This window comes from Acinetobacter radioresistens DSM 6976 = NBRC 102413 = CIP 103788, from assembly GCF_006757745.1.
GTDB lineage: Bacteria > Pseudomonadota > Gammaproteobacteria > Pseudomonadales > Moraxellaceae > Acinetobacter > Acinetobacter radioresistens.
The window spans coordinates 700911-727038 of record NZ_AP019740.1 but is presented as its reverse complement, the minus strand read 5'-3'; the positions used below and the strand labels follow the sequence as shown (position 1 = coordinate 727038).

Here is a 26128-nt window from a genome sequence, read left to right as displayed (position 1 = left end):
TTCCTGGTCAGTTAACAACTTTTTATCAGGCTTTTTGCATAAAGCCCATGAAATGTTCAATATATGCATTGGCCTGTTCCTTTTGGAGCTGAGTCCCAATTTTTTCCAGACGTTTATAGCCTAAATGGGTAGTCATATGAATTACGCCACTTAAGGTCTTGTCGATAAATACATTAAATTTAAGCTGCTTCTTCGGTTCACGGATCAGGCAGGTCACGCCAAGATCAATAATATGAATAAGCAAGGCAAAAGCTCGTGGCACTGCACTCAGCTGGCCTGCACGAATCTGTTCAACGGTCTCCAGTACATCCTGCATGAGCTGTATATGTACGTCATAGCGGATCCAGATTTGCCGGTCATGTTCACAGATCAGTCCTGCAAAATAGTTGACCAGTGGCAGCAGGCGCTCATTACTAAAAAATGAAATCGCCCAAGGCAGGTATTTACGTAAAGTTTCCAGTATCTGCCTGACCACCTGCCGGTTTTCTTTAATTTCTTTTGTATCCTCAGCGTTTATGCTATTGACCTGCTTTAAAATCAGTTCGCTAAAGGCCTGCTCAATAATTTCACAGGCAATTTCGCTGAGTACCCCACCCAGCATTTCAGCCTGACTTGCTTTTACCCCGGCATTTAACTGCATGCGAATAACTTCAAAACGGCTGTAAGAGGATTCACTCAATTTGAGAAATACAGCATAGCTCATGAAGGTTGTTTCCTTATTTTTCACTACTTATATTTTTTATCTGAATGCTTAAAGACCTCGATACGGCCTTAAAGCAGCTTAAATCTACCGTGTTTCAGCATAAATACAAAATTATTTGTCGGGTTTTACTGCATTAAAAACAGATATTTTTTTGCTACAATGAGTACAATTTTTTATTGGCTTTTGATCTCTTAAAACTATGACCGATTCAGCTCAGAATATTGCAACAACCTACGATCCAACCGAGATCGAGAAAAAATGGTACCAGACCTGGGAAGAGCGTGGCTATTTCAAGCCATCTGAAAAAGGTGAGTCATTCTGTATTATGATTCCGCCGCCAAATGTCACTGGTAGCTTGCACATGGGTCATGGTTTTAATAATGCCATTATGGATGCCCTGACTCGCTATAACCGTATGTCAGGTAAAAATACACTTTGGCAGCCAGGTACGGACCATGCTGGTATCGCAACCCAAATGGTGGTTGAGCGCCAGCTGGCAGCACAAAATATTAGCCGTCATGACCTGGGCCGTGACAAGTTCATCGAGAAAGTCTGGGAATGGAAAGAACAGTCTGGTGGCAATATTACCCGTCAGATCCGTCGTCTGGGTTCTTCGGTGGACTGGTCACGTGAACGCTTTACCATGGATGACGGTTTATCCAATGCAGTTAAAGAAGTCTTCGTAAAACTGCATGAAGAAGGCCTGATCTACCGTGGTAAACGTCTGGTGAACTGGGACCCGAAACTGCAAACGGCCCTGTCTGATCTTGAAGTTGAATCGGTTGAGGAAAAAGGTTCTCTCTGGCACTTTAAATATTTCTTTGAAGATAAAACGCTGCGTACCCAAGACGGCCATGATTACCTAGTGGTCGCCACCACACGTCCAGAAACCCTACTGGGTGATACGGCAGTTGCTGTACATCCTGAAGATGAACGCTATGCGCACCTGATTGGTAAAAATATCGTATTACCGATTACTGGCCGTTTAGTACCTGTGGTTGCCGATGAATATGTAGAAAAAGATTTTGGGACCGGCTGCGTAAAAATCACCCCTGCACATGACTTCAATGACTATGAAGTAGGCAAGCGCTGCGAACTGCCCATTATCAATATCTTCAACAAAAATGCAGAAGTACTGGCTGAGTTTGAATATATTGCCAAAGCTGGGGAACAAATTTCTAAAACCATCCCTGCCCCAGCAGATTATATTGGTCTAGAGCGTTTTGAAGCACGTAAGAAACTGGTTGCACACGCCGAAGCCGAAGGCTGGTTAGACCAGATTCAGCCTTATGACCTCAAAGCACCACGTGGTGACCGTTCAGGCGTTATTGTTGAGCCATTGCTGACTGACCAATGGTATGTAAAAATTGCCCCTCTTGCGAAGCCGGCCATCGAAGCAGTGCAAGACGGTCGGATCAAGTTTGTTCCTGAGCAGTACAGCAATATGTACATGGCGTGGATGAACAACATTCAAGACTGGTGTATCTCGCGTCAACTGTGGTGGGGTCACCGTATTCCGGCCTGGTACGATGCTGAAGGCAATGTCTATGTGGGCCGTGATGAAGCAGAAGTTCGAGCAAAAAATAATATCCCTGCCGATGTTCAGTTAGACCAAGACGAAGATGTACTGGATACCTGGTTCTCATCTGGTCTTTGGACATTCTCGACTTTAGGCTGGACTGGCGATGAAGCCAAAGATAAAGCCAACTATTTCTTAAATACTTTCCACCCGACTGATGTACTGGTGACAGGTTTCGACATCATCTTCTTCTGGGTTGCCCGCATGATCATGCTGACCATGCACTTCATGAAAAATGAAGATGGTACGCCTCAGGTGCCGTTCAAAACTGTGTATGTACATGGTCTGGTACGTGATGGCGAAGGTCAGAAGATGTCTAAATCTAAGGGTAACGTACTTGACCCATTAGACTTGATTGACGGTGTGGATCTTGAAACTTTGGTACAAAAACGTACTACAGGTTTGATGAACCCGAAACAAGCGGCGAAGATTGAAAAATCGACGCGTAAAGAATTCCCCGAAGGTATTCAAGCTTACGGTACTGACGCAGTTCGTTTCACATTCTGTGCGCTTGCCAACACCGGACGTGACATCAAGTTCGACATGAAGCGTGTTGAAGGCTACCGTAACTTTGCCAACAAGATCTGGAACGCAACGCGTTTCGTGATGATGAATGTCGAAGGTCAAACCATTGGTTCAGAAGCACGTCAAGACCTTTGGGAATTGCCTGAACAGTGGATCGTAAGCCGTCTGCAAAAAGCGGAACAAGCAGTGCAAACAGCATTTGCAACCTACCGTTTAGACTTGGCTGCGCAAGCGATTTACGAGTTCATTTGGAACGAATACTGCGACTGGTATGTAGAGTTAACTAAACCAGTATTGAACGATGCGAACGTATCTGATGAGCGTAAAGCTGAAGTTCGTCGTGTTCTTCTTGCGGTGATGGAAGCGTCTTTACGTCTTGCACATCCGTTAATGCCGTATTTGACAGAAGAAATCTGGCAAACGCTTGCACCGAAACTTAACATTTCGGGCGAAACGATTATGCTTGCACAGTACCCTGTTGCTGACCAAGCACTTATCAATGACCAAGCTGAAGCAGATATGCAATGGCTTCAAGGTTTGATTGGTGCGGTTCGTAACATCCGTGGTGAGATGGGTTTAGGGAATGCGCGTTTGTTGCCTGTTCTTCTGCAAAATACTACTGATGCTGAAAAAGCACGTATTGACCGTATTGAGCCGTTGTTTAAAGCATTGGCAAAAGTTGAGAGCATTACATTCTTAACTGATGGCGAACAACCACCATTGTCTTCTTCATCTGTAGTCGGTCATGTATCTGTATTCGTTCCAATGAAGGGCTTAATTGATCCTAAAGCGGAATTGGGTCGTCTACAAAAAGACTTAGACAAGGTTCAAAAGCAACATGACCAAATTGCAACTAAACTTGCAAACGAAGGTTTTGTAGCGAAAGCACCTGCTGCTGTGGTTGAAGGCGAGAAAGTGAAACTTGCTGAATTTGCTGATCAGTTAGCGAAGATTAAAGCGAATATGGAGCAGATTGCGGCGCTTTAATTTATTGCTAAATTATTAAAAATAAAGCTAAAATCCCCTCATAATTGAGGGGATTTTTTTAGTTAAATAAGTCTCTAATAATACGTCTAGAACTAGATTCAAGCTTAAATTTTTTCATCCGATCATAATAATTTGGAACTGATACACCGTGCTGCCGATACTCAAATATCTCTTCTTGGATATCTTTTAACATGTTATTAATACACTTAGGGTCATCTGAATCCACTATATGCTTTTGTAAAGCACTAAATTTCTTATTAGCATTTTCTAACAATACAATGGTCTTATAATTACTTAAAATATTTTCTCCTAAGAAAAAATACAACGATAATAATATTACAAAGATTTCATAAATTTTCTTCCACATTGGATATTCACTGTAAGTGATAAACATGAATATACTTAATGCAATAAAAATTAGTAAGCTTATAAAAATCAATACATTAAAAAGTATGTAATCTTTACGCACTGAATCCGTCCAAAATAGATTCTGTTTTTGAGCCGCCAATATATCTTTCGGGTAAGTTAAATTTTGAATTTCATCGTTATACCAATTGCGAAGCTTTTCGATATTTTCATCTTTTTTATGCTTGCAATATAGGTGCTCTATTTCAGTTTTATCTTGTTTAATTTTCCATTCAAAGGATAAGTCAAAAATATTAGTGTCAAATTTTTGCTGTATATTTGCACCCAAAATTTGGTATTGAGAAGATTTTTTCATCAAAAAACCTCCCATTACTAAAACAAATAGATCTATCAAGAAACGTAAAACAGAATATTGATCTGTTGCATCAATATAAGAATTAAGAACTAAGAAGCTTATTAAAAATGGCACAAAGACCAAAATTCGATAACCTGATCGATATAACTTAGCCTCATTATAACTTTGTCTCTGAGCAGCTAATAATCTTAGATTTTCTTCTAAATTCTGCTTATATAAGATATTAGACATCTAACTCACCCATAAGCAGGAAAAAATGAACCCAATACGTTTTCCCAATACTCGAAAGCTTTCTCTTTTTCCCCAATATCTTCATAGTAATTACCATTCTGAATATTCTCTAGGTCATTACTAGTGCGTACATAAATTTTATTTTGAAGATCTCTATCCAAGCGATTGATATTACCTTCAATACCTTTGGGATCGGTCACATCATAATAGATATTATCTTTTATGTAATTCAGACATTGTTGTACTTCAACTTGCAACGTTCCACATGGTTGCCAAATATTAGATCTATTCTTATAAAAATTTAGAAGCATAACTTCTAGTAAATAAGATGAGGGGATCGAAGTCTTTCTATCTATCTTATTCCAATATTTGATTAAGCGAATAATTTCTAAAATTTGCCCATTGTATTTTTGATTCACTTCTGTTGCTAGAGTTTGATCCTTTCTTGGATCCGTTTGCATCCAATAATTTCCATTACCACTTGGGATTAAATAGACTCCACTTTGAGTATAAAAACATGGAACTAAATCGAAGTTCCATTCATTACTGGTCATTTGAAATGTGACTGCCTGCTGACGTCTATTTAATTGAGGATTTTGATAGCCACTCATATTACTTAGCATCCTTTTAAATCTATTAAGAACTTTAATAGGACTCAAAGTATCGTCATCATTCAAAAGTTGTGACCAAATGCCTTTGTCCGATGGATTACTAATCGAAATAATGGCTTCATCATAATTACTAGCTTCATTCCATACGAATTTTCCACCATTCAAACCAATCATTTGATCAATATCATCAAGTGGCTTCACTTTAGTTCTTCTAGAAAAAGAGCCAAATGGCAAATTGTAGGTTTCAGCAAAATCTAACTTTTCTGCACTATTTGCATTTAATAACTTTATTTGTGCAAGCAAATGATCTCGACTTCTTCTGCCAGCATCAGTGCGACTTTTCAATAAATTAACTTTATCTTGTACTAATTCATTAAGCGCACCATTAATCGTACTAGCCATTTTTATATCTCTTATTCCTGCGTACATTTTTTATAAATATGGGCTTAATACATTTTTTCAACAATAAATCATCATTTTTTTACAATATTCACTATACCACTGTTTTTTATAAAATTTAATATATTCTACAGAAAGAGAACGTAATTTAATTTTATTCCTGCATAGCTTTCACAATGGATGTTCCCTATCCTGAGCAAGCTTTAAAGTAATGCTTTAAAACGAAGCGCAAGTAATGAGTATCCTCAAAATATATTCTGAGTGCGCAAGAGAGGAAGAAACGCATTAAAGCACTCCATTCTCCATCAACATCTCTACCCCACTCATCTTCTTCATATACTTCAACCGTTCCTTTTCCCCTTTTAACTGCTTTTTCATTGCTGAAGTATCCGCATCTACCTGCTTATATAAATCTGTAATTTTCACTTTGCCTATATATGCTTTTTTATTCCAGCTCAATGATTGAATAATTTCTTCTATCTGATCATCCAACTTTTGACTTTGCAGATCTAAGGCCAATTGGTAAAACTTCATTTGTTCCGCACTTAGACCCTTTTGTGAAGTACCCCGATTCTGCTCAATCTGGATTTGCAGTTTCAGTAAATAAAACAAATCCTGCGCTGCATAAGCCTCATTCGCTCGCTGCAGTAACTCAGTCTTTTCAACTTTTTTGCTTTCATCCGGTTCACGGTCTGGGTGAATAGTTGCAGCAATTTTTAAGTACACTGTTTTTAAAGACTGCTCGGCCAGCTTTGTAGCCTGCTCCAGTTTTTCCTGCTGGCGTTTAAGCTTGGCTTGCTCTCGTGTCTGGCTGTACTTTTCGCTATCCCATTCTTCAAAATCTTCAGATGCTATCTGTTCCGAATTATTTTCTTCATCAAAAAATAGCTCTATTTCCTCTGCACTTTGCTTTCTATTTTTTCTGGCTTGCGTATGTTCAATATGCTGTTGATAGTAATTATAAATGTCGTCAATAATCTCGGTTTGCTGCCTTGATAAAGATTGAGAGTTTTTTAAGTAAGCTGCAAGATACTGAATTTTAACATCCAGTTGCGTTGCCTCTGCCTTGGAGAATTCTGCCTCATGCAAATGTTTCCATAGCTGTTCCAATTGTTGAAACAGCACTGCATGCAACTCTTGATAGACCGGCATTAAAGTCTGACGGGTATATTGCTGAATCTGTTCCTGCGCCTGCTGCCACTGCTTCAGTTCAAGCTGTTGCTTCTCAATTTTATCAATTAGCCGGTTCAGCTTTCTCTGCTGCGGTGAAAGCCCGACATCGGGCTGAAGCGTGTTTTTTAATTCAAGTGCCATATGAATAATGCAGCAAAAGAAAAATTATACCTGATTTAAAGTCCATCATCTGATCCTTTACTTTACATCACCCAAGCAATTACAAGCGGCAACGTTATGGCAGCGCATAAGGTCTGTAAACTGATAACAGCTGCCATAAGCTGACTATCACCCTTTAACACTTTAGTCAGAATATAAGCTGCCGAGGCTGTCGGTAATGCGAAAAAAATCACCAGAATCTGCGTTTGTAACACAGGAAGCTGCATCCACCAGCAAATTCCTATAGCCAACGCCGGCATTACCAGCAAACGGGCAAAAGTATCCAGCATTAAGGTAAGAATATCTTTTTTCATTTCCATAAACTGTAAGGCTGCACCGACACAGAGTAGGCCCAGTGGCAGGCTTGCAGCAGAAAACAGTTTGATCAGGTTAAATACTCCTTCCCAGACAGGAATCTTTAATACATTTACGATCGCCCCTACCAGACAAGACATGATCAAGGGATTCTTCAACAGAGAAATAATGACAGGTCGTAAGCTCATCTGCTCGCTAGACGTCAGTGACAGCACAGAAATGATATTAACCAGTGGTATACAGACTGCCAGCAGAACCGCCAGTATGGCCATACCTTCCTGTTTAAACAGTGCTGCCACCAGTGCCAGCCCGATGTAAGTATTAAAACGGACAATACTTTGTGTATGTACGCCAAAGCGGGCAGGCTGAATGTGTTTTATATAGCGCAGCAGGTACAAGACAATCGTGGCAGTCAGCACTGTAATAAACATTGCCGCCAGCAGCATTTTCAGACTGTCAAATTCAATTTTTGCAGTCGCTAAAGTGTGAAACAGCAGCGCCGGAAACAAGATATAGTAATTCAGCTTTTCAGCGCCTGACCAGAATTCGGTACTTAAAAAATGATATCTTTTAAACAGGTAGCCCGTAGCAATCAATGCAACCAACGGAACAAGGGCCAGAATTATATGTGTCATGTGAAATACTATATGCTGGGGCCGCATTAAAAAATATCAAATTAATTTTTGATCCAAGCAGCAAAAATAAATAATGTTTTAAACAACATATAAGCTCTGCAAAGGATACACAATCTGTATTTCTAGCTCTAAGTGAAAAAACAGTTTTTTATTTTTCCTGCTTCATAAAAACAAGCCAGTCTCATCATGAGAGAAATGGAGTATAAAGTTGAAATGCTATACACGATCAAGCTCCTCTTACAGCCGTCAGTTGTAAGTAAAACTAATCATCCACACCCCTTTAAAATGATGCTTTTTTCATCATAATTTCTTTTATTTACAAACATTTGGATAAAAGTCCCTACAACTTCAGTCGTGGATATCTTCCACACCGATTATTAACATGCTAAAAGATAAGTTGAAAGATGTATAAAAATATTTAATCGTTTAAAACAGGTAAACATTCAGGTGTTTATCTTGGGCAGGAACAGCAAGCTCACAACAATAGAAAAGGAGTTTTACCATGTCAAATAAAGTACGTGCAGCCTCAGTGCTGTGCCTGAGTACATTGATGCTCGGCCTTGTGGCCTGTAGTAACAATAATAATGCTCCTGCTAGTGAAAATAATGCTGCATCGGGGAATGCTGCAAATACAGGTTCAGCAGGTTCGGGGACATTGGAGAAAATCCGTCAGTCTGGCACTGTAGTACTAGGACACCGTGATTCATCTATTCCATTTTCTTATATTGCAGATAATCCAAACCAGCCGGTGGGTTACGCTCATGACTTGCAAATGAAGGTCGTAGAAGCTCTCAAGCAGAAACTGAACAAACCGGATCTGAAAGTGCGTTATAACCTGGTGACCAGCCAGAACCGTATTCCTTTAGTTTCAAATGGTACCGTCGATCTGGAGTGTGGCTCAACCACCAACAATAAGGAACGTCAGCAACAGGTCGACTTTTCAGTTGGTTTCTTCCAGGTTGGTTCTCGTCTGCTTACAGCGAAAGACTCAGGTATTAAGGATTTTTCTGACTTAAAAGGTAAAAAGGTCGTAACCACCGCCGGCACAACTTCTGAACGTTATATCCGTCAGCATGCACAGGAACTGGGGATTGGTGAAGTTATTTCTGCCAAAGACCATGCTGATTCATTCTTGATGCTGCAAAACGGCCGTGCGGCAGCCTTTATGATGGATGATATTCTGCTGGCTGGTGAAAAGTCTAAAGCCAAAGAACCAGACAAGTGGGTGATTGTAGGTACACCACCGATTCAGGAAGTTTATGGCTGTATGCTGCGTAAAGGTGATAAAGAATTTAAACAGGTAGTTGATGACGCAATCAAGGCCACTTATGCCTCTGGTGAAATCAACGATATGTATAAAAAGTGGTTCCAGCAGCCAATTCCACCAAAAAATATTAACCTGAACTTCCCAATGTCGGAACAAGTAAAAGCCCTGATCAGCAATCCGCATGACCGGGATCAGTAAGTCCTGATTTTAGACAGTCATCGTCAGGCCAGATATCTTCTGGCCTGCTTCTGTCAGGAGTTTTCATGAATTATAGCTGGAATTGGTCAGTACTGTTTCAGTCGACTGGTGTAGGTGACAGCACTTATTTGCAATGGGTATTAATCGGTCTGGGCTGGTTACTGGTCATTGCGCTGGTGGCCTGGAGTATTGCCATGGTGCTGGGGAGCATCCTGGGAATTATGCGCACCCTGCCCAGTAAGACTGCACGTACTATCGGCACTGCTTATGTAACACTTTTTCGTAATGTTCCCTTATTGATCCAACTGTTTATCTGGTTCTATGTAGTCCCGAACTTTTTGCCTGGCCCGGTCAAGGACTGGTGGATGAATGACTTAAGCTCAAATGCCAGTGCACTCATCTCGGCCAGTGTCGGATTGGGCCTGTTTACTGCCGCACGTGTCTGTGAACAGGTACGTACCGGTATTGAGGCATTGCCACGTGGCCAGATCAATGCAGGTTATGCCATGGGCTTTAGTACATCACAGTTATACCGCTATGTCATTCTGCCACAGTCATTCCGGACGATTTTGCCGCCGCTCAGTTCCGAGCTGACCAACTGTGTTAAAAACACTTCAGTTGCTTCACTGGTCGGGGTAGCGGAAATCATTTCACAGATGAAAACCATTAGTGAATATACCCAAAATACTATTGAAATTTATACCTTTGTGACCCTGATTTTTATTGTGATCAATGTCTGCCTCATTTTACTGATGACCCTGTTGGAACACCGTTTACGTGTTCCGGGCCTGATTGCAGGAGGCAAATAATATGGAATGGCTCACTTCGTTTCTACAGGATTTACAGGCTTCTGGTCCGGCACTCTGGTACGGCATGACCATCACCCTGAAAGTTGTCTGTATTGCCACCCTTGGCGGAATTCTGATTGGTACCCTGCTGGCCCTGATGCGCCTGTCTTCTTTTAGAATACTTAATCTGGTGGCACAGGCGTATGTAAATCTGTTCCGTTCCATTCCCCTGCTGCTGGTGCTGATGTGGTTCTACTTTGCAGTTCCATTCATTTACACCACAATAACCGGACGTTTCCTGACTATAGATACTGCTTTGGTTTCTAGTATTGTAGCCTTCATGCTGTTTGAAGCAGCCTATTTCTCGGAAATTGTACGTGCAGGCATACAGTCAATTCCACGCGGCCAAAGTGCTGCGGCTTATGCTCTGGGAATGACATATAGCCAGAACATGCGGCTGGTTGTTTTGCCTCAGGCCTTTCGCAAGATGACTCCTTTACTGCTACAGCAGACTATTATCCTGTTTCAGGATTCAACCATGGTTTATGCCATTGGTCTGCTGGATTTCTTCCGCAGCAATTATGTTCGCGGTGACCTGATGTCACTGCTCACTCAATACATCCTGTTTGCCGGTCTAGTCTATTTCACCATTAGTGCACTGGCAACATATACCGTAAGAAGATTACAAAAAAGGTTACATGTATGAATGATCAAAAGATCATGATTGATATGCACAATGTCAGCAAGTGGTATGGCAAGTTTCAGGTACTCACAGACTGTACCACCCAGATTCGTCAAGGTGAAGTGGTAGTAGTCTGTGGCCCATCAGGTTCCGGGAAATCCACTTTAATCAAAACAGTCAATGGTCTGGAAACTATCCAGCAGGGACAGATTCTGGTTGATGGTATTGCGATTAATGACCCCAAAACCGATCTGAACAAATTGCGTAGCCGGGTTGGTATGGTATTTCAGCATTTTGAACTGTTTCCTCACCTCAGCATTACTGAGAATCTGACTATTGCCCAGATTAAGGTATTGGGTCGCAGTGAAGCTGAGGCCAAGAAAAAAGGCCTGGCATATCTGGACCGTGTCGGTTTAAGTACTCAGGCAAACAAGTACCCGGCCGAGCTTTCCGGTGGCCAGCAGCAACGTGTGGCAATTGCCCGTGCTTTAAGCATGGACCCAATTGCCATGCTATTTGATGAACCCACCTCTGCTCTTGATCCGGAAATGATTAATGAAGTACTGGACGTAATGGTTGAACTGGCTAAAGAAGGTATGACCATGATGTGCGTAACTCATGAAATGGGTTTTGCCCGTCAGGTCGCAGACCGGATTATTTTCATGGATCAGGGTAAAATCGTGGAAGACTGTAGCAAGCAGGAGTTTTTCACAACGCCTCGGGGTGAACGTGCTCAGCAGTTCCTGAACAAGATTCTGCATTAAAAAAATTGATGAGAACAAGCAGATCATATGATCTGCTTTTTTATAGTGTTTAAGATTAAATCCAGCTTTACAGTTAGTTTTGTTAAATTTTCAACCTGATTCTCTACTGTTTATCTTTAGCTTGAAAATGCACTTTTTCATAGCACAAACTCATAACCAGCCTTATACCCATTAAAAATAATTTATATTTATCAACAAATTAAATCATAAATAGACTATATTCTCCTGCCCCATCTTGGCGCAAAACCATAATTTAAATCTAAGTAATTGCTTTATATCGAGTCTTGTTATTTCTTAGCAAAACTTAATCAATATTTTCCGTCTTCTTCTCTCTTTTACTTAAATTTGGCATGGTTATACTGACTGAGTTTTAGATCAGTTGCACCGAATTGGAACCTCATTATGCAGAATATGGATTTATTTTTTCTCCTTCTTGGTGCAATTCTGGTACTTGCAATGCATGCCGGATTTGCTTTTTTAGAATTGGGAACTGTACGTCATAAGAATCAGGTGAATGCCTTAAGTAAAATTCTGACAGACTTCTCGATTTCTGCCTTGGCTTATTTTTTTGTTGGTTATTATATTGCCTATGGTCATCATTTTTTTCACCTAGGTGCAACGCTGGCTGAAGATCATGGCTATAACCTGATGCGCTGTTTTTTTCTGCTGACTTTCGCGGCAGCCATACCTGCCATCATCTCTGGCGGTATTGCTGAACGTGCCAAAATGCGCTCTCAAGCAATTGCGACTCTAGTTCTGGTTGCCTTAATTTACCCGTTCTTTGAAGGTATGATCTGGAACGGGAATCTGGGCCTCCAGGACTGGCTCAAGTCCAGTTTTGGTGCAAGCTTTCATGACTTTGCCGGTTCAGTGGTAGTCCATGCGATGGGCGGCTGGATTGCCTTGGCAGCTGTAATCCTTTTAGGCGCGCGTCGTGGCCGCTATAAAAAAGATGGACGGATCAGTGCACATCCCCCTTCTTCAATTCCTTTTCTGGCGTTGGGTTCCTGGATTCTGATTGTGGGCTGGTTTGGTTTTAATGTTATGAGTGCCCAGCGTCTGGATGCTATCTCCGGTCTGGTGGCCATTAACTCCCTGATGGCCATGACAGGTGGAACGCTGGCTGCCAACTTTATAGGTAAAAATGACCCTGGTTTTTTGCATAACGGACCACTTGCCGGATTAGTGGCTATCTGTGCCGGGTCAGATATTGTTCATCCAGTAGGTGCCTTAATTATTGGAGCACTGGCAGGTATTATTTTTGTCAAGCTGTTTACTTATACCCAAAACCGTCTAAAGGTAGATGATGTACTCGGTGTGTGGCCATTACACGGCGTATGTGGCGCTTTTGGTGGAATAGCAGTGGGAATATTTGGACAGCAGATATTGGGTGGTCTGGGCGGTGTTTCATTCATTTCACAGTTATTCGGTACTTTGCTGGTAATTGTTATTGCACTGGGCGGTGGTTTTTTAGTCTATGGCGTACTTAAACTGACTGTGGGTATCCGATTAAGTCAGGAAGATGAGTTTGTTGGTGCAGACCTCTCTATCCATAAAATTTCTGCTAATTCGGATGATAGTATGTTTTAAAATTCTGCTTATATGTGGCGGCCATCCAGGCCGCTTTTTAGCTTTATTAACCAATAAATTGCCAGATTTCCTCAAGTTTTTTAATTCTGGGGCTTATTAACTGAGCGTCATATGGATCTACTTCATGAAAGCCTTCCATCCAGACCGGATGCATTCCTGCATTTTGTGCGCCCTGAATATCATTTATGGGATGGTCACCAATAAACAGACATTCTTCAGGCATAACATTCAGCCGCTGACATACATATTGAAAAATTTCTGGCTCCGGCTTTTTAGAACCTGCTAGCTCCGAACTGACAATCAGGTCAAAATAGTGAGCGATATTTAAACCCTCTATAATTTTGAGTCGTGTGTCATGACCGCCATTTGACACTATTGCCAGTTTAAAACCCTGCTGTTTTAGCTCTTGCAATACTTGTTCAGAGCCTTCCATCGGTACTGCATGCAGGCCAAACTGTTCAAACCAGAATGCCGTCAACTCATCAAAATCTACAGCATGATGCCATTTAAGTTCATGTTGTAATGCCTGTGCAACGGAAGCAGCAATACTCGGATGAGTTAGCAATTCCTTTTTGGGATAGCCGCCATTATCAATCCGGTTGATGATAGCTTTAATCTGCATTACATCCACCTCTCCCAGGTGCCGCTGATAATATTGGGCCAAATAGTAACTATAAGCCTCTACACTCTGGTCACGGTGTGTCAGAGTATTATCCAGATCAAAAAGGATGGCTTGAATCATACATCATATTCATAACTTAAAATTTAGAAAATTAGAGTAGCCTAATTGAGAATCGGCGTTATACTAATTTGTGTTAAAAACATACAGCAATTGCAACTATAACAACCAGCTCGATCATGACAGGGCTATTAGTCATCACAATAATTTAAATCATTTATCTTTTGCCAAGAATGAGTTACATGATGAAAAAAAGAGCATTTGCCTTCAGTATTAGCTTAGCCTCAATATGGATGAATTCAAGTTTTGCCGAACTTGTTTCCAAGACGACAGCTTCAGACTCAACTTTAAATATGCCCTTAGTTTATAACATGATGGCTACATCAACTCCGCATCAAACTGCTGAAAGTTTTACTGCATCTACAGCTGAAACGGTTTCCCCCATGAACAGTGCAAAGCAGACCCTAAATGATAATATGCACGTGATGAATGGTCCTAATCGTACTGCTTTGGATAAACTTTGTCAGGGAAAAATAATGGGAGAGAAAATTACCAGTAACAGTTATCGTCTGTCTGGCACATGCCGGCTCAGCTTCAAACCGAATAACCCTCGTGACTGGTCACGTCTGGAGCAGCATCAGTTCTACAATACAAGCGCTGATCCTACCAGCCGTTTGGGAATATATTCAAAATACCAACAGCTCTGTAAAGATAAAAAAGTAGGACAGTCAATTTATGTCGTAGTGAATAGACAAAAAATTAAAGGGGTGTGTCAGGCTCAGTTTCAGCCTGATTTACCTCAACGTAATTAACCGGTTTTTTCACTTGATTTAGCAAACTGCTGCTCATACGCTTCATTCGATATTGGTAAAAAACCGGGCTCAACAGTGCGAACCATATTATTCATTGGTCCTGTTCATACATAGAATTTTAGAATTTATATTCAAGTCCTATACCCCCTAGAGGCTGTTTATTTTTACTTTCACCCTGCTCGAGCGTTAAATAACCCGCATAACCATAGGTTTTGACCTGTTTATTTAGGGTATAGTCCGCACCTACCATATACTGCTGTGCTTCGTAATCTGGTGTGGCATTCTTAAATGAGGTGGTATTCTGGCTATATTGTGCCTTTAGAATCCAGTCTTGGGCCTGAGGCAGTTGATACTCTGCTCCGATCAGCCAGCCTTGTGCATCATCAATTGTCGCCGCACTCGTTGCATTTCCGGCTGCATCCGCCACTTTTGAACTCTGATAGAGTACTTTCAGATACAGAGGCTGGTTCAAATGAATCCGTCCCACTGCCCGAACGGTATTTGCTGCTGCGAATATACCGCTGCTTAAGGGTTCCGGCTCGGAAGCATTTAAAATACCTCGTCCAAGAAAATTACTTGGGATAGCTTTATCATAGGCAATGCCTGCATTAAACAGTTGATGGTCATAGATGATCGCTGTAGAGAACGCATCACCTAAACCACGCCCAGCTGTTTTAACACCGCCACTGGATTTTTTAATACCTGAAGCTTCTCCAGTTGCCAGTAGCGTATTTATTTTAAGATTTCCTTCCGCTACAGGAATAGCGGGTGATTCATAAACCAGCACATTGTCTACCCTGTTTTCACCAGTAAAAATACCGGCAACATCTGCCTTATTAGCCACATAATTATTAAAGCTATCTACCACACCGGACAGCTGCTTAAGGGGTGTATCATGTTTGCCCAGCTTGAGTGTACCAAGTCTGATATCTTTTAAGCCTATAAAGCGGTTACGCTGGTCAAAATCGGTGTTATCACCATCTGCATAAAAGGTCCATTCAGCAGCATAGATTGCACTTAAACGCTCGTTCAGTTTTTCCTCGCCCTTGATTCCAATAAAGCTACTATTACTATTAATTTCCCAAACGTCTTTATCAGAAACACCCGAACCATTATTTTCTGGAAGATAATCCAGACTTACATCGATCTCCCCATAAATGGCTGGTGCAGCGAAAGATGTGCTTGTAACCAGACTCAAGATTAGCCCCGTTAAAATTTTCATTTTCATGATTTACTCGTGATTGGTTTGTAACGGATCTTAGCGAGCCCTGTGATTGAATAAAATCAATTATTTTTTATTTAAAAATCTGATTTTATTATTTATTTTTTTATTAAAAGCTTAGTTGTCTGCTCAAGAAAGGTATAGTTGTACCTGATACCTTTTATCTCCGCATGAGGTCCATTAAGTTAGATCAACTGCTAATAGTATCTGAATATAGAAAACAACTGAATGAGCGGTATTACAGATAAATACTGGCTGCATATAGTTATTTATTAAGATGCTTCAATATAAAACACTAGAATAATTTATTATTAAGTAGACGACTGGTCTATTATTAATTTATAGTAAAAGTATGAAACGATCAGACAAAAGTGAAGCAACGCGCCAACATATTTTAAGCAGTAGTTTTGAATTGGTACTGCATAAAGGCTTTGTTGGAGTGGGCTTACAGGAAATTCTCAAGAATTGCGATGTGCCTAAAGGCTCATTCTATTATTACTTTGCTTCAAAAGAGGCTTTCGGCTGCGCACTTCTACAACAGTATCTGGCTGATTACACGGTCAGGATTGACCAGTTGATGCAGCAAAAAGGCGGAAGCGCTTACCTACGTCTTCTGGCACTTTGGAAAGCATGGATTAACCCTCCTGCTCATGTTGAAGAAAGTATTCATGGCAGAGGCTGGGCAGAAAACTGTCTGATCGTCAAGTTAGCAGCAGAAGTTTCAGATTTATCTGAAGATATGCGTCAAATTTTGAACTTTGGCGTGCATAAGTTAACAGAACGTATTACGAGTCTACTTAAAGAAGGACAACAAGACGGTTCAATTTCCTTACATATTGAACCTGAAAAACTGGCGCAAACAATGTATCAACTATGGTTGGGTGCAGCTTTATTGGCAAAACTTGCACAAGATAAGCAACCACTCTATCTCGCCTTGGAAACCACCCAACAATTATTAAAACCTTTAAAGGAATAGCAAATGCAAAGTATTATTCATCATCAGTTTGGCGAACCCGTTGAGGTTTTGGAAACTGCCGATATGCCACAACCCGAGCCGAAAGCTGGCGAAGTACGTATTAAAACAATTTTATCTCCAATGCATAACCATGATATATGGACTGTGCGTGGCAGTTATGGCTATAAGCCCACACTTCCCGCAATTGGTGGTAGTGAAGCTGTAGGGATAATCGACGCACTGGGTGAAGGTGTGCAAGGTGTAACAGTGGGTCAGCGTGTGGCAGTTGCTGGAGTTCATGGTAGCTGGGCCGAATATTTTATTGCGCCAGTGCAGGGTCTCGTCCCTTTAATTGATGCAATTGATGACGAAACTGCGGCTCAGTTAATTGGGATGCCAATCAGCGCATTAATGCTCTTAGACTTTATCAATCTGCCTGCAGATTCATGGCTAATTCAAAATACTGCAAATGGTGCGGTGGGTAAAACTGTGGCTATGATCGCAAAAGCGCGTGGTCAGAAGGTAATTCATCTGGTTCGTCGGCACGAAGCAGTCACTGAAATGCAAGCCTTGGGTATCAAGAATGTAGTCGCAACAGACCAGGCAGATTGGAAAAATCAGGTGAAAGCCATTCATGCTGATCAGCCTCTTATAGCCGGTGTAGACTCAATTGGTGGTCAAGCCAGTGGTGAAATGCTCGCTTTACTGAGCGATAATAGCCTATTGGTTTCATTTGGCAGTATGACAGGTGAAACCATGCAGATTTCCTCAGGAGATCTGATTTTTAAACAGGCCACTGTCAAAGGCTTTTGGGCAAGCGTCGTCAACAAGCAGTTATCTGTTGAACGCAAAAAGGCGCTAATTACAGAATTATTGACGCTTGCAGCGCAAAAAAAATTACTACTTCCTGTTGAAGGTATATTCAGCTTTGCACAAATTAAAGAAGCTGCACTGAAAGCCACTCAAGGTGCACGTCAGGGCAAAGTACTTCTTAAACCGTAATTTTTTATCCCAGATCAGCTACGAGGCTGATCTGGCGTTATTCATCAATAATAAGGATAAAGTATATGATCGGACAAATTCTGATTGTTTTGATTGCACTGCTACATCTCTATATTTTAGTTTTAGAAATATTTTTATGGGATAAGCCCTCTGGTTTAAAAGCATTTGGTAATACTCTTGAAAAAGCACGGTTGACTAAAGTCATGGCGCAAAATCAAGGCTTATATAATGGTTTCTTGGCAGCTGGCCTGCTCTGGTCATTGTATGCACCTGAGAGCTATGCACTGGCACTCGCCAATTTCTTCTTAGGCTGCGTCCTGGTTGCAGGAATATACGGTGGACTGACCGCAAGTAAGAAAATTATATATATTCAAGCACTACCTGCCCTTGTTGCCTTGATTGCAGTGAATCTTTTCTAAATTTATTAATTAATAAAAATTATTTATAAGGCAAAATGAAAATATTTAATTTTCACACACCATACTAAATTTGGTTTATATAACTTTTATTGTTTAAAGTTCTTATAAGAATAAAACCATATACTTTTTTCTATCACCTGAATACAGCACAACAAATAGTCCTTATACATCCGAAGGATGCTAACTGGCTTTCGTCCAGAGCCAAATTGGATACATACACAATATTGAAATGCCTATAATAATATTCAGATAATAGGCATAACCTAGCCAGTCTCCGGCGATACCACTTAACGTGTACAGTAGCCCACTGATTGTTGCCATAACGGCAACCTGAAAAGTGAAATCTGTACCGGCATATTGTTTTCTTGAATATTGCATTACCAGTGTGAGCATGACCACCAGTAACATGGCAGAAATCATGTCTTCAGCTGCATTAATGCAATAGATTAACCAGTGACTTACCTTATACCGCTGGTCATAACAATAAGCCAGCCAAGCGTATGCGATTAAACTTAGAACCTTGAAAAAAGAAAACAGGAATAAAGCCTGTGTACGACGCATCCATCTTAATAGCGTACCAGCCAATACTGCTCCGAAAAGTGCTGCAACAGCACCTAATATTGTAATGTAAATACCAATCTGTGAAAGGCTGAGTCCCAGATCGACCATCAGTGGTTTTAACAGCGGTCCGGATAGTCCATCTGCCACTTTAAAAGTGACTAACACGCCTAACCAGGATTTTAAAATCCGGTTATTCAGGAAATAGTTAAAATACTGTCTGATGCTTTGCTTGCAGGATATTTTTTCGTAAAAGACCGATACTTCTTTTGCGGGCTCTTTAAATAAAACAATGGGTAGCGTATTTAAAAGAACCAAAGCTGCCAGTACTAAAAATGTAGGTTGCCAGCTTAACCAGTCCAATGCCCAGAGCAAAGCTCCGCCTCCTACTATAAAGCCCAAACGTGAGCCAATGACCTGAAAAGTGTTACCCCAATGCTGTTGTTTGAGGGTAAGCAAATGAACAGCCAGTCCATCTGTAGCTACGTCTTGGGTGGCACCTGCCAGATTTAGCAGCATCAAGGCAGCAAAAAAAGTGAGTAAAAAAACGGGCTGGTCAAGTGCCTGAATCGGCAAGAATGACAGGGCAATTAATATTAAAACACTGCATAACTGTGTAGGGATAATCCAGCTACGATAATGTCCAAACCGTTGAGTACCATAACGGTCAATCCAGGGTGCCCAGAGAATTTTGATTGACCACGGCAGCATCAACAGGCCAAAGCCGCCAATATGTGCCAATGATACCCCTTGCATACGAAGAATGACAGGTAAGGCATGTGTCATAAAACCAACAGGTAGGCCTTGCGCCCAGTACAACGAAAACAGCAGCAGATAAAGATGCCGGGACATTTACTTTACTCGGTTATTCAGGAGTATTTTTGTGCTGCTCACACTGTCCATGATGCTCATTCCCATAAACCAAGCTTCAGATATTTTGCCAATGTATCAGCTGTGACATCGGATTAAGATTTAAAATACGCCACTACTTAAAAAACCAAAGCATGTTACAACATTTTCCCCGTCTTCCCAATCTGGTTCCCTCACGCGGTACAGCAGCTACTCGGCTTTTATGCCAGAAACTGTTTCTGGCACAGGGCTGGACTTTTGAGGGTAAATTTCCCAATCTGCCTAAAGCTGTTGCAGTGGTATCACCCCACACTTCCAATATTGATGGCTGGTACGGTTTTTTGGTGATTGGGGCACTGGGATTAAAAGTAAACGTGTTTGGAAAAGATAGCCTATTCAGATTCCCTTTTAAGTCTTTACTCAAATGGATAGGTATTATTCCAGTCAAGCGTAACAGTAACAATGGCCTGACTGTACAGGCAGTGGAAAAAATCCACTCTACTGACAAAATCTGGATTGCCCTCGCCCCAGAAGGCACCCGAAAACGTGCCGAGAAAATCAAAAGCGGTTTTTACTGGATTGCTTATCAGGCAGATATTCCAATAGTCATGTTTTCTTTCGACTACAAGCACAAAAAAGTTTATTGCCTAGGCGCCATGCAGCCTACAGGCAACTATGAAGCAGATCTGGAGTATATCCTGAAACAATATCAGGGGAAATTCTTTCCCAAAAAACCAGAGTGGCTGGCCCTACCCTTACAAAAACTGCTGGAAAATGCTGGCAAAAATTAAGCAAATCTGCTGTGATGGACATATCTTTTCTGATCCAAGTCACTACTAAACTAAAGATGAAATTTGCACAGCTTACTTTTGCAGGAATACTGGCACTAGCTCTTGCTGGATGTGACAAGACCGCCCAGACTCCACCGGTTACAACACAATTAAAGGCTCGTGAGCCCGTTATTGCCTTAGCACTTGGTGGTGGTGGTGCTAAAGGTTTTGCTCATATCGGTGTAATTAAAGTACTCGAATCTCACGGTATTAAACCTAAAATTGTTACAGGTACCAGTGCCGGTAGCTTTGTCGGTAGTATTTATGCCAGTGGTAAAACCCCATATCAGTTACAGCAGCTGGCACTTCAGCTTAAAGAGGCTGATATCCGTGATTTAACCCTTAATAGCCAGGGTATTATTTTAGGCCAAAAATTGCAGAACTATGTGAATAATCAGGTCAGCAATAAACCAATTGAAAAATTTCCAATCCGCTTTGCTGCAGTCGCAACACGTCTTGATAATGGTCAAAAAGCAGACTTTATTAAGGGGAATGCGGGACAGGCTGTACGGGCCTCATGCAGTATCCCGAATGTATTTGTGCCGGCAACTATTGGTAAAACCAAATATATTGATGGCGGACTGGTGAGCCCGATTCCGGTAAAAACTGCCAGGGATATGGGAGCGGACATTGTTATTGCGGTTGATATTTCAGCCAGACCAGATGCCAGCCGCCCGGTAAATATGTGGGGTTTACTGGACCAGACCATTAATATCATGGGCCAGCAAAGCATTAATGAAGAACTTGCACAGGCTAATGTGGTCATCCAACCTAAAGTCGGGCACTTAGGCGTACTTGACTTAAAAGCCAGCAATGAATCTATTTTAGAAGGCGAGAAAGCGGCGCAGCTTAAGATACGGGCTATTCAAGGTGCGATTCAGCAATTTAAGAAGTCACCTGCGGCCTTTAAGCCAGCCCCACGCCCAAAATTCTGAACAGCTGAAAATTTTTAAATTTTCATTGAGTTATTGATCTGTTACAGTGAAGACTCATCTTTTTGCTGTAACTTTAATCACCGGACAAAATTATGGAATTTGTAATTGAACCTTGGCACTGGTTTGTACTCGGCATTTTACTGATTCTGTCCGAGTTAATTCTTCCTGCCTTTGCCGCATTATGGTTTGGTATTGCTGCAATCATGGTCTGTATTTTGTTTTGGCTTTTTCCAATGATGAGCCTGACCACTCAGATCGTGATGTGGATTGTCCTGTCGATTCTATGTACCCTGCTCTGGTTCAAGTTTATCAAGCCTCTGTCTATCGATAAAACCAAGGCCGGGCTCTCAAGGGAGGCCACTATCGGCCAGATAGGCATGGTTATTCAGACCGGTATGGAACATGGCCAGATTAAAGTCCGTTTTCCCATGCCGTTACTAGGGTCGGATGAATGGAACTGCCGTACGCAAGATATTGTTCAAGTCGGTGATCGGGTACAAGTGACGGATATATCGGGAAATAACCTGGTCGTGCAGCGACACGGTTAACTGCACGTTACTATTATGAAAATATAAAGAGAAACCATCATGTCAGTCAGCACCATTATTGTTTTAGTCTTTTTACTCTTTGTAGGCGTAACTATTTTTAAAGGGGTGCGTATTGTTCCTCAAGGTTATAAGTGGATTGTTCAACGTCTGGGTAAATACCATACTACTTTGAATCCGGGTCTGAGTTTTGTAATTCCCTACGTCGATGAAGTCGCCTATAAAGTGACCACCAAAGATATTGTTCTGGATATTCCTTCACAAGAAGTGATCACCCGAGATAATGCCGTACTGCTGATGAATGCAGTAGCTTATATCAATCTGACTACACCAGAAAAAGCCGTCTATGGTATTGAAAACTATAGTTGGGCGATTCAGAATCTGGTACAGACTTCTTTACGTTCAATTGTTGGTGAAATGGATCTGGATGATGCACTTTCTTCACGTGATCATATCAAGGCCAAACTTAAAGCAGCCATTTCTGATGATATTTCAGATTGGGGTATCACTTTAAAAACTGTAGAAATCCAAGATATTCAGCCTTCTGCAACCATGCAGGCTGCAATGGAAGCGCAGGCAGCGGCTGAACGTCAGCGCCGTGCAACCGTAACGCGTGCTGATGGTGAAAAACAGGCTGCCATTTTAGAAGCTGATGGTCGTCTGGAGGCATCTCGCCGTGATGCAGAGGCACAGGTCGTATTGGCCGAAGCCTCACAAAAAGCTATTGATATGGTCACCTCAGCAGTAGGTGACAAGGAAATACCGGTAGCTTATTTGCTCGGTGAACAATATGTAAAAGCCATGCAGGATATGGCAAAATCCAACAATGCTAAAACGGTGGTTCTACCGGCTGATGTACTCAATACCATCCGCGGAATTATGGGTCGTCATAACTAATCTTGACTGATTTTATTAAAACAGGTGGCTTGCTTAATAGCCGCCTGTTCTTATTTTATTAATATTAAATAGAGTTTAATAACAAATAACGGAAGTAAAACTTGAGTCTCGGCAGAAAGACTTTGAGCAAAACACCCATAAATTACTCAATAAAAACTGCTTTAAACAGACTGATAGTTAGAAAAAATAGTTTTATGAGCGCATTTTTTATATAAAAAGGAGCTTAACATGCTCCTTTTTAATTACAGGGTTTTATTGGCCAGATCTAGCTTTTACGTGACAGTAAGAAGCGGGATATTGTATTGAGCTCTTCAGCAGCCTCTCCAAAATATTCAAGCGCACTAAAAGCCTGATCATGGAGTTGCTTGGCATAAAGCTGTGCCTGTTCAAGCCCCATCAAAGCAGGATAAGTTGACTTTTCGACCTGCTCATCTTTACCGGCCGTTTTACCCAGTACTTCTGTTTCAGACACAATATCCAGAATATCATCCTGTACCTGAAATGCCAGACCAATTGCCTGTCCATATTGGCGAAGTTGTGGAATAGCCTGATCCGTACCATTAAATATAGTCACCGCAGCCATCATGATCGCCGCCTGAATCAATGCGCCTGTCTTATTGCGGTGAATATTTTCCAGCTGGCTTTGGTCTACCTGCTTGCCTTCAGCCTGTAAATCCATCACCTGGCCACAAACCATTTTTGAGCTTGCAGTAGCCAATATCTGCATCTGTCTTAATACAACTGCCTGGTCTACCGCCACACCTTGATCAAACAGGCGGCTACCCAGAACTTCAAATGCCATTGACTGTAATATATCACCAGCCAGTAATGCAGTGTCTTCACCAAAAGCAACATGACAGGTAGGCTGACCGCGGCGCAGCAGATCATTATCCATACATGGCAAATCATCATGTGCCAGCGAATAGCAATGGATCATTTCGATCGCGACCGCAGCACGGCGCACAGCTGCAAAATTGGAGTTGGGCTGCAGGGCCGCTGTTGCATAACAGAGTGCAGGACGGACCCGTTTACCTCCGAGCATGACTGCATGATATACCGCACTTTTTAAAGGCTCTGGTAAGGAAAACGCCTCCAGCGCACTGAGCAGGTCCTGCTGGATACGTTCTTGCGCCTGTTTTAATATCTCTGCTTTAACTGCGGGTATTGCTGACACAAATAGCCTCAATATCTTCTGTTCGGTTAGACTTTTTTAACAAATTCGGATTTAAGTTTCATGGCTCCAATTCCGTCAATCTTACAATCAATATTATGATCACTATGCTCAATCAGGCGAATATTTTTAACTTTTGTACCTATTTTTACGATCTGTGAGGAACCTTTAATTTTCAGGTCTTTGATCACACTGACTGTATCCCCATCCTGAAGCAGATTACCTACCGCATCCTTAACTGTAAAAGTTTCGGTCTCTATCATGTTGGATGCTGGCCACTCGTGCGCACATTCAGGACAGATATAAAGTTCCTGGTCTTGATAGGTAAATTCAGAGTGACACTGTGGGCACGCAGGAAGTTGGTCAGTCATGAGGTTATCCTTATCAAAAGTAAGAGCATCATACTGCTTTCCGCCTGTTTTCTCTATGGCTCAGTTCGAAAGTATTATAGCACCCCCTATTTTAGGGAGAAAATCACATTGGCTCTTTATAATCAAAAGAGGAAATATAAAAAATACCAGCCTGACTTTGAAGACTGGTATTTTTTAATTTAATGTCTTTGGTTAAAAACAGTCGCCCGGTACACGAACCCAGCCTTCCATCAGCACACGGGCACTCCGGCTCATAATGGCTTTCCTGACAGTCCATGTTCCCTGCTGCTGTTCAGCTTGTGCGCCCACACGTAAGGTCCCGGAAGGATGTCCGAAACGGACGACTTCACGCTCTCCCCCACCAGCAGCGAGATTTACCACAGTGCCTGGGACTGCCGCCGCTGTTGCTATAGCAACTGCAGCAGTACCCATCATAGCATGGTGTAGTTTACCCATCGACATCGCACGGACCAGCAGGTCAATATCTTCCTGCTTGACCTGCTTTCCACTGGAGGCCATATAAGTAAGCGGGGGCGCCACAAAAGCAATTTTCGGCGTATGCTGACGGGAGGCTGCCTCAGCTATATCCTGTATCAGTCCCATTTTAAGAGCACCAAAGGCACGAATAGTTTCCAGACGTGCTAGCGCTAAAGGGTCAGTATTAATCTGTTCTTGTAACTCCGTGCCGGTATACCCTAAATCTGCTGCATTTAAAAAAATAGTGGGAATGCCTGCATTAATAAATGTAGCCTGAAAACTGCCTTCTCCAGGAACCTCGAACATATCGATGACATTGCCGGTAGGAAACATACTGCCCCCCTCACCATCATCATCGGAAGGATCTAAAAACTCAATTTGAACTTCGGCTGCCGGAAAGGTCACACCGTCCAGCTCGAAATCTCCAGTTTCCTGAACCTGCCCTTGCGTTACAGGTACATGTGCAACAATTGTTTTACCAATATTGACCTGCCAGATTTTTACGGTACATATACCATTTTCAGGAATACGATTAGCATCGACCAGTCCGTTACTAATAGCAAAAGACCCAACTGCTGCGGTCAAATTGCCACAGTTACCACTCCAGTCAACGACAGGCTGGTCAATTGAGACCTGTCCAAACAGATAGTCGACATCATGTTCTGCGCGGGTACTTTTAGACAGGATCACCGTTTTACTGGTGCTTGAGGTCGCTCCACCCATCCCATCAATCTGTTTGGTATAAGGGTCTGGACTGCCGATCACACGCAGTAAAAAATGATCACGCGCCTGACCTGCTTCGCGAGCCTTCTCAGGTAAATCATCAAGTTTAAAAAATACACCTTTACTGGTTCCGCCACGCATATAGGTAGCGGCGACTTTAATTTGTGGTACTGAACTCATTGCTGTTTTAATTCCTGTCATTCTTTATGATTATTGCTGGGCAAATGTGGGCTATCCAATCCCGGTTCATATTAAAGGTTTTTTAAACTGCTGTGCAGGCTATTCCTGTTCGAGTCTGAAACCGGCAGAATTATTTTATAGACTAGTCAGACTAAATTTAAATACTCAACCATCCC

At 41.8% G+C, this 26128-nt stretch carries 25 protein-coding genes; 14 read left to right on the top strand and 11 right to left on the bottom strand.

The genetic code is table 11. The features are described from left to right. Positions 1-25 precede the first annotated feature (25 nt). Positions 26-703, bottom strand: a complete 678-nt coding sequence (locus ACRAD_RS03340) for a hypothetical protein (RefSeq protein ID WP_005024922.1) — start codon at positions 701-703, stop codon at positions 26-28. Positions 704-902: 199 nt separating this feature from the next. On the opposite strand from ACRAD_RS03340, the gene ACRAD_RS03335 reads away from it, so the two are divergent. Beyond that, entirely contained in the window at positions 903-3794 is a 2892-nt protein-coding gene (locus ACRAD_RS03335) for a valine--tRNA ligase (RefSeq protein ID WP_005024920.1), read from the top strand. A 58-nt stretch (positions 3795-3852) separates the two neighbouring features. On the opposite strand, the gene ACRAD_RS03330 is transcribed toward ACRAD_RS03335, so the two are convergent. From ACRAD_RS03330 to ACRAD_RS03315, 4 genes are all read right to left on the bottom strand, one after another. Then, entirely contained in the window at positions 3853-4746 is an 894-nt protein-coding gene (locus ACRAD_RS03330) for an S-4TM family putative pore-forming effector (protein WP_005015894.1), read from the bottom strand. A 5-nt stretch (positions 4747-4751) separates the two neighbouring features. Beyond that, positions 4752-5759 (bottom strand): SMODS domain-containing nucleotidyltransferase, encoded by a 1008-nt coding sequence (locus ACRAD_RS03325; RefSeq protein ID WP_005024918.1) that lies wholly within the window; start codon positions 5757-5759, stop codon positions 4752-4754. Between the two features lie 282 nt (positions 5760-6041). Beyond that, positions 6042-7070 carry a molecular chaperone DnaJ gene (locus ACRAD_RS03320; RefSeq protein WP_005015898.1) on the bottom strand — a complete coding sequence of 343 codons (1029 nt, stop codon included), beginning with the start codon at positions 7068-7070 and terminating at the stop codon, positions 6042-6044. Between the two features lie 62 nt (positions 7071-7132). Next, positions 7133-8038, bottom strand: coding sequence for an AEC family transporter (locus ACRAD_RS03315; protein ID WP_010700121.1), 906 nt, complete (start codon positions 8036-8038; stop codon positions 7133-7135). A gap of 502 nt (positions 8039-8540) precedes the next feature. Between ACRAD_RS03315 and ACRAD_RS03310 the strand changes: the two genes are divergently transcribed. The 5 genes from ACRAD_RS03310 to ACRAD_RS03290 all read left to right on the top strand — a co-directional run bounded on the left by ACRAD_RS03310 (position 8541) and on the right by ACRAD_RS03290 (position 13327). Further along, complete coding sequence (locus ACRAD_RS03310) at positions 8541-9503, top strand: transporter substrate-binding domain-containing protein (protein WP_005015903.1); 963 nt, start codon at positions 8541-8543, stop codon at positions 9501-9503. Positions 9504-9568: 65 nt separating this feature from the next. Then, positions 9569-10312, top strand: coding sequence for an amino acid ABC transporter permease (locus ACRAD_RS03305; protein WP_005015905.1), 744 nt, complete (start codon positions 9569-9571; stop codon positions 10310-10312). Between the two features lies 1 nt (position 10313). Continuing rightward, positions 10314-10997 (top strand): ABC transporter permease subunit, encoded by a 684-nt coding sequence (locus tag ACRAD_RS03300; RefSeq protein ID WP_005015907.1) that lies wholly within the window; start codon positions 10314-10316, stop codon positions 10995-10997. A 14-nt stretch (positions 10998-11011) separates the two neighbouring features. Next, a complete protein-coding gene (locus tag ACRAD_RS03295; RefSeq protein ID WP_171053876.1) occupies positions 11012-11737 on the top strand; it encodes an amino acid ABC transporter ATP-binding protein in 726 nt (241 codons plus the stop codon). Between the two features lie 402 nt (positions 11738-12139). After that, complete coding sequence (locus ACRAD_RS03290; RefSeq protein ID WP_005015913.1) at positions 12140-13327, top strand: ammonium transporter; 1188 nt, start codon at positions 12140-12142, stop codon at positions 13325-13327. A 46-nt stretch (positions 13328-13373) separates the two neighbouring features. Here ACRAD_RS03290 and ACRAD_RS03285 read toward each other — a convergent pair whose 3' ends face one another. Continuing rightward, a complete protein-coding gene (locus ACRAD_RS03285) occupies positions 13374-14069 on the bottom strand; it encodes an HAD family hydrolase (protein ID WP_005015915.1) in 696 nt (231 codons plus the stop codon). Positions 14070-14251: 182 nt separating this feature from the next. On the opposite strand from ACRAD_RS03285, the gene ACRAD_RS03280 reads away from it, so the two are divergent. After that, the gene (locus ACRAD_RS03280; protein ID WP_005015917.1) at positions 14252-14818 is read left to right on the top strand and encodes a hypothetical protein; all 567 of its coding nucleotides are present in this window, start codon (positions 14252-14254) and stop codon (positions 14816-14818) included. A 118-nt stretch (positions 14819-14936) separates the two neighbouring features. On the opposite strand, the gene ACRAD_RS03275 is transcribed toward ACRAD_RS03280, so the two are convergent. Next, positions 14937-16046, bottom strand: coding sequence for a porin (locus ACRAD_RS03275; protein ID WP_005015922.1), 1110 nt, complete (start codon positions 16044-16046; stop codon positions 14937-14939). A gap of 346 nt (positions 16047-16392) precedes the next feature. On the opposite strand from ACRAD_RS03275, the gene ACRAD_RS03270 reads away from it, so the two are divergent. The 3 genes from ACRAD_RS03270 to ACRAD_RS03260 all read left to right on the top strand — a co-directional run bounded on the left by ACRAD_RS03270 (position 16393) and on the right by ACRAD_RS03260 (position 18416). After that, positions 16393-17016 (top strand): TetR/AcrR family transcriptional regulator, encoded by a 624-nt coding sequence (locus ACRAD_RS03270; protein ID WP_005015924.1) that lies wholly within the window; start codon positions 16393-16395, stop codon positions 17014-17016. 3 nt (positions 17017-17019) lie between these two features. Continuing rightward, complete coding sequence (locus ACRAD_RS03265) at positions 17020-17997, top strand: zinc-binding dehydrogenase (RefSeq protein ID WP_005015927.1); 978 nt, start codon at positions 17020-17022, stop codon at positions 17995-17997. Positions 17998-18062: 65 nt separating this feature from the next. Then, positions 18063-18416, top strand: coding sequence for a DUF1304 domain-containing protein (locus ACRAD_RS03260; RefSeq protein WP_005015929.1), 354 nt, complete (start codon positions 18063-18065; stop codon positions 18414-18416). A gap of 180 nt (positions 18417-18596) precedes the next feature. On the opposite strand, the gene ACRAD_RS03255 is transcribed toward ACRAD_RS03260, so the two are convergent. Further along, a complete protein-coding gene (locus ACRAD_RS03255) occupies positions 18597-19826 on the bottom strand; it encodes an MFS transporter (RefSeq protein ID WP_005024908.1) in 1230 nt (409 codons plus the stop codon). 152 nt (positions 19827-19978) lie between these two features. On the opposite strand from ACRAD_RS03255, the gene ACRAD_RS03250 reads away from it, so the two are divergent. The 4 genes from ACRAD_RS03250 (at position 19979) to ACRAD_RS03235 (ending at position 23030) form a co-directional block, all read left to right on the top strand. Beyond that, complete coding sequence (locus ACRAD_RS03250) at positions 19979-20614, top strand: 1-acyl-sn-glycerol-3-phosphate acyltransferase (RefSeq protein WP_005015935.1); 636 nt, start codon at positions 19979-19981, stop codon at positions 20612-20614. Positions 20615-20670: 56 nt separating this feature from the next. Next, complete coding sequence (locus ACRAD_RS03245; RefSeq protein WP_005404309.1) at positions 20671-21588, top strand: patatin-like phospholipase family protein; 918 nt, start codon at positions 20671-20673, stop codon at positions 21586-21588. A 92-nt stretch (positions 21589-21680) separates the two neighbouring features. After that, entirely contained in the window at positions 21681-22136 is a 456-nt protein-coding gene (locus tag ACRAD_RS03240; RefSeq protein ID WP_005015941.1) for an NfeD family protein, read from the top strand. A 39-nt stretch (positions 22137-22175) separates the two neighbouring features. Next, on the top strand, positions 22176-23030 hold the full coding sequence (locus ACRAD_RS03235) for an SPFH domain-containing protein (RefSeq protein ID WP_005015943.1): 855 nt from the start codon (positions 22176-22178) through the stop codon (positions 23028-23030). A gap of 265 nt (positions 23031-23295) precedes the next feature. On the opposite strand, the gene ACRAD_RS03230 is transcribed toward ACRAD_RS03235, so the two are convergent. The 3 genes from ACRAD_RS03230 to prpF all read right to left on the bottom strand — a co-directional run bounded on the left by ACRAD_RS03230 (position 23296) and on the right by prpF (position 25952). Continuing rightward, on the bottom strand, positions 23296-24204 hold the full coding sequence (locus ACRAD_RS03230) for a polyprenyl synthetase family protein (RefSeq protein WP_005015945.1): 909 nt from the start codon (positions 24202-24204) through the stop codon (positions 23296-23298). 26 nt (positions 24205-24230) lie between these two features. Continuing rightward, positions 24231-24572: a zinc ribbon domain-containing protein YjdM gene (locus ACRAD_RS03225; protein WP_005015946.1), complete on the bottom strand. Its 342-nt coding sequence runs from the start codon at positions 24570-24572 to the stop codon at positions 24231-24233. 192 nt (positions 24573-24764) lie between these two features. Continuing rightward, a complete protein-coding gene (gene prpF / locus ACRAD_RS03220; protein ID WP_005015951.1) occupies positions 24765-25952 on the bottom strand; it encodes a 2-methylaconitate cis-trans isomerase PrpF in 1188 nt (395 codons plus the stop codon). Positions 25953-26128: the final 176 nt, after the last annotated feature.

Excerpts from the sequence above, each read along its gene's own strand:
- ACRAD_RS03295 (WP_171053876.1), top strand. The coding sequence starts at position 11,012 with ATGATTGATATGCACAATGTCAGCAAGTGGTATGGCAAGTTTCAGGTA.
- ACRAD_RS03300 (WP_005015907.1), top strand. The coding sequence starts at position 10,314 with ATGGAATGGCTCACTTCGTTTCTACAGGATTTACAGGCTTCTGGTCCG.
- ACRAD_RS03255 (WP_005024908.1), bottom strand. The coding sequence starts at position 19,826 with ATGTCCCGGCATCTTTATCTGCTGCTGTTTTCGTTGTACTGGGCGCAA.
- ACRAD_RS03305 (WP_005015905.1), top strand. The coding sequence starts at position 9,569 with ATGAATTATAGCTGGAATTGGTCAGTACTGTTTCAGTCGACTGGTGTA.
- ACRAD_RS03335 (WP_005024920.1), top strand. The coding sequence starts at position 903 with ATGACCGATTCAGCTCAGAATATTGCAACAACCTACGATCCAACCGAG.
- ACRAD_RS03280 (WP_005015917.1), top strand. The coding sequence starts at position 14,252 with ATGAAAAAAAGAGCATTTGCCTTCAGTATTAGCTTAGCCTCAATATGG.
- ACRAD_RS03325 (WP_005024918.1), bottom strand. The coding sequence starts at position 5,759 with ATGGCTAGTACGATTAATGGTGCGCTTAATGAATTAGTACAAGATAAA.
- ACRAD_RS03240 (WP_005015941.1), top strand. The coding sequence starts at position 21,681 with ATGGAATTTGTAATTGAACCTTGGCACTGGTTTGTACTCGGCATTTTA.
- ACRAD_RS03225 (WP_005015946.1), bottom strand. The coding sequence starts at position 24,572 with ATGACTGACCAACTTCCTGCGTGCCCACAGTGTCACTCTGAATTTACC.
- ACRAD_RS03245 (WP_005404309.1), top strand. The coding sequence starts at position 20,671 with ATGAAATTTGCACAGCTTACTTTTGCAGGAATACTGGCACTAGCTCTT.
- ACRAD_RS03235 (WP_005015943.1), top strand. The coding sequence starts at position 22,176 with ATGTCAGTCAGCACCATTATTGTTTTAGTCTTTTTACTCTTTGTAGGC.
- ACRAD_RS03320 (WP_005015898.1), bottom strand. The coding sequence starts at position 7,070 with ATGGCACTTGAATTAAAAAACACGCTTCAGCCCGATGTCGGGCTTTCA.
- ACRAD_RS03285 (WP_005015915.1), bottom strand. The coding sequence starts at position 14,069 with ATGATTCAAGCCATCCTTTTTGATCTGGATAATACTCTGACACACCGT.
- ACRAD_RS03315 (WP_010700121.1), bottom strand. The coding sequence starts at position 8,038 with ATGACACATATAATTCTGGCCCTTGTTCCGTTGGTTGCATTGATTGCT.
- ACRAD_RS03250 (WP_005015935.1), top strand. The coding sequence starts at position 19,979 with ATGTTACAACATTTTCCCCGTCTTCCCAATCTGGTTCCCTCACGCGGT.
- prpF (WP_005015951.1), bottom strand. The coding sequence starts at position 25,952 with ATGAGTTCAGTACCACAAATTAAAGTCGCCGCTACCTATATGCGTGGC.
- ACRAD_RS03275 (WP_005015922.1), bottom strand. The coding sequence starts at position 16,046 with ATGAAAATGAAAATTTTAACGGGGCTAATCTTGAGTCTGGTTACAAGC.
- ACRAD_RS03330 (WP_005015894.1), bottom strand. The coding sequence starts at position 4,746 with ATGTCTAATATCTTATATAAGCAGAATTTAGAAGAAAATCTAAGATTA.
- ACRAD_RS03290 (WP_005015913.1), top strand. The coding sequence starts at position 12,140 with ATGCAGAATATGGATTTATTTTTTCTCCTTCTTGGTGCAATTCTGGTA.
- ACRAD_RS03265 (WP_005015927.1), top strand. The coding sequence starts at position 17,020 with ATGCAAAGTATTATTCATCATCAGTTTGGCGAACCCGTTGAGGTTTTG.
- ACRAD_RS03270 (WP_005015924.1), top strand. The coding sequence starts at position 16,393 with ATGAAACGATCAGACAAAAGTGAAGCAACGCGCCAACATATTTTAAGC.
- ACRAD_RS03310 (WP_005015903.1), top strand. The coding sequence starts at position 8,541 with ATGTCAAATAAAGTACGTGCAGCCTCAGTGCTGTGCCTGAGTACATTG.
- ACRAD_RS03260 (WP_005015929.1), top strand. The coding sequence starts at position 18,063 with ATGATCGGACAAATTCTGATTGTTTTGATTGCACTGCTACATCTCTAT.
- ACRAD_RS03340 (WP_005024922.1), bottom strand. The coding sequence starts at position 703 with ATGAGCTATGCTGTATTTCTCAAATTGAGTGAATCCTCTTACAGCCGT.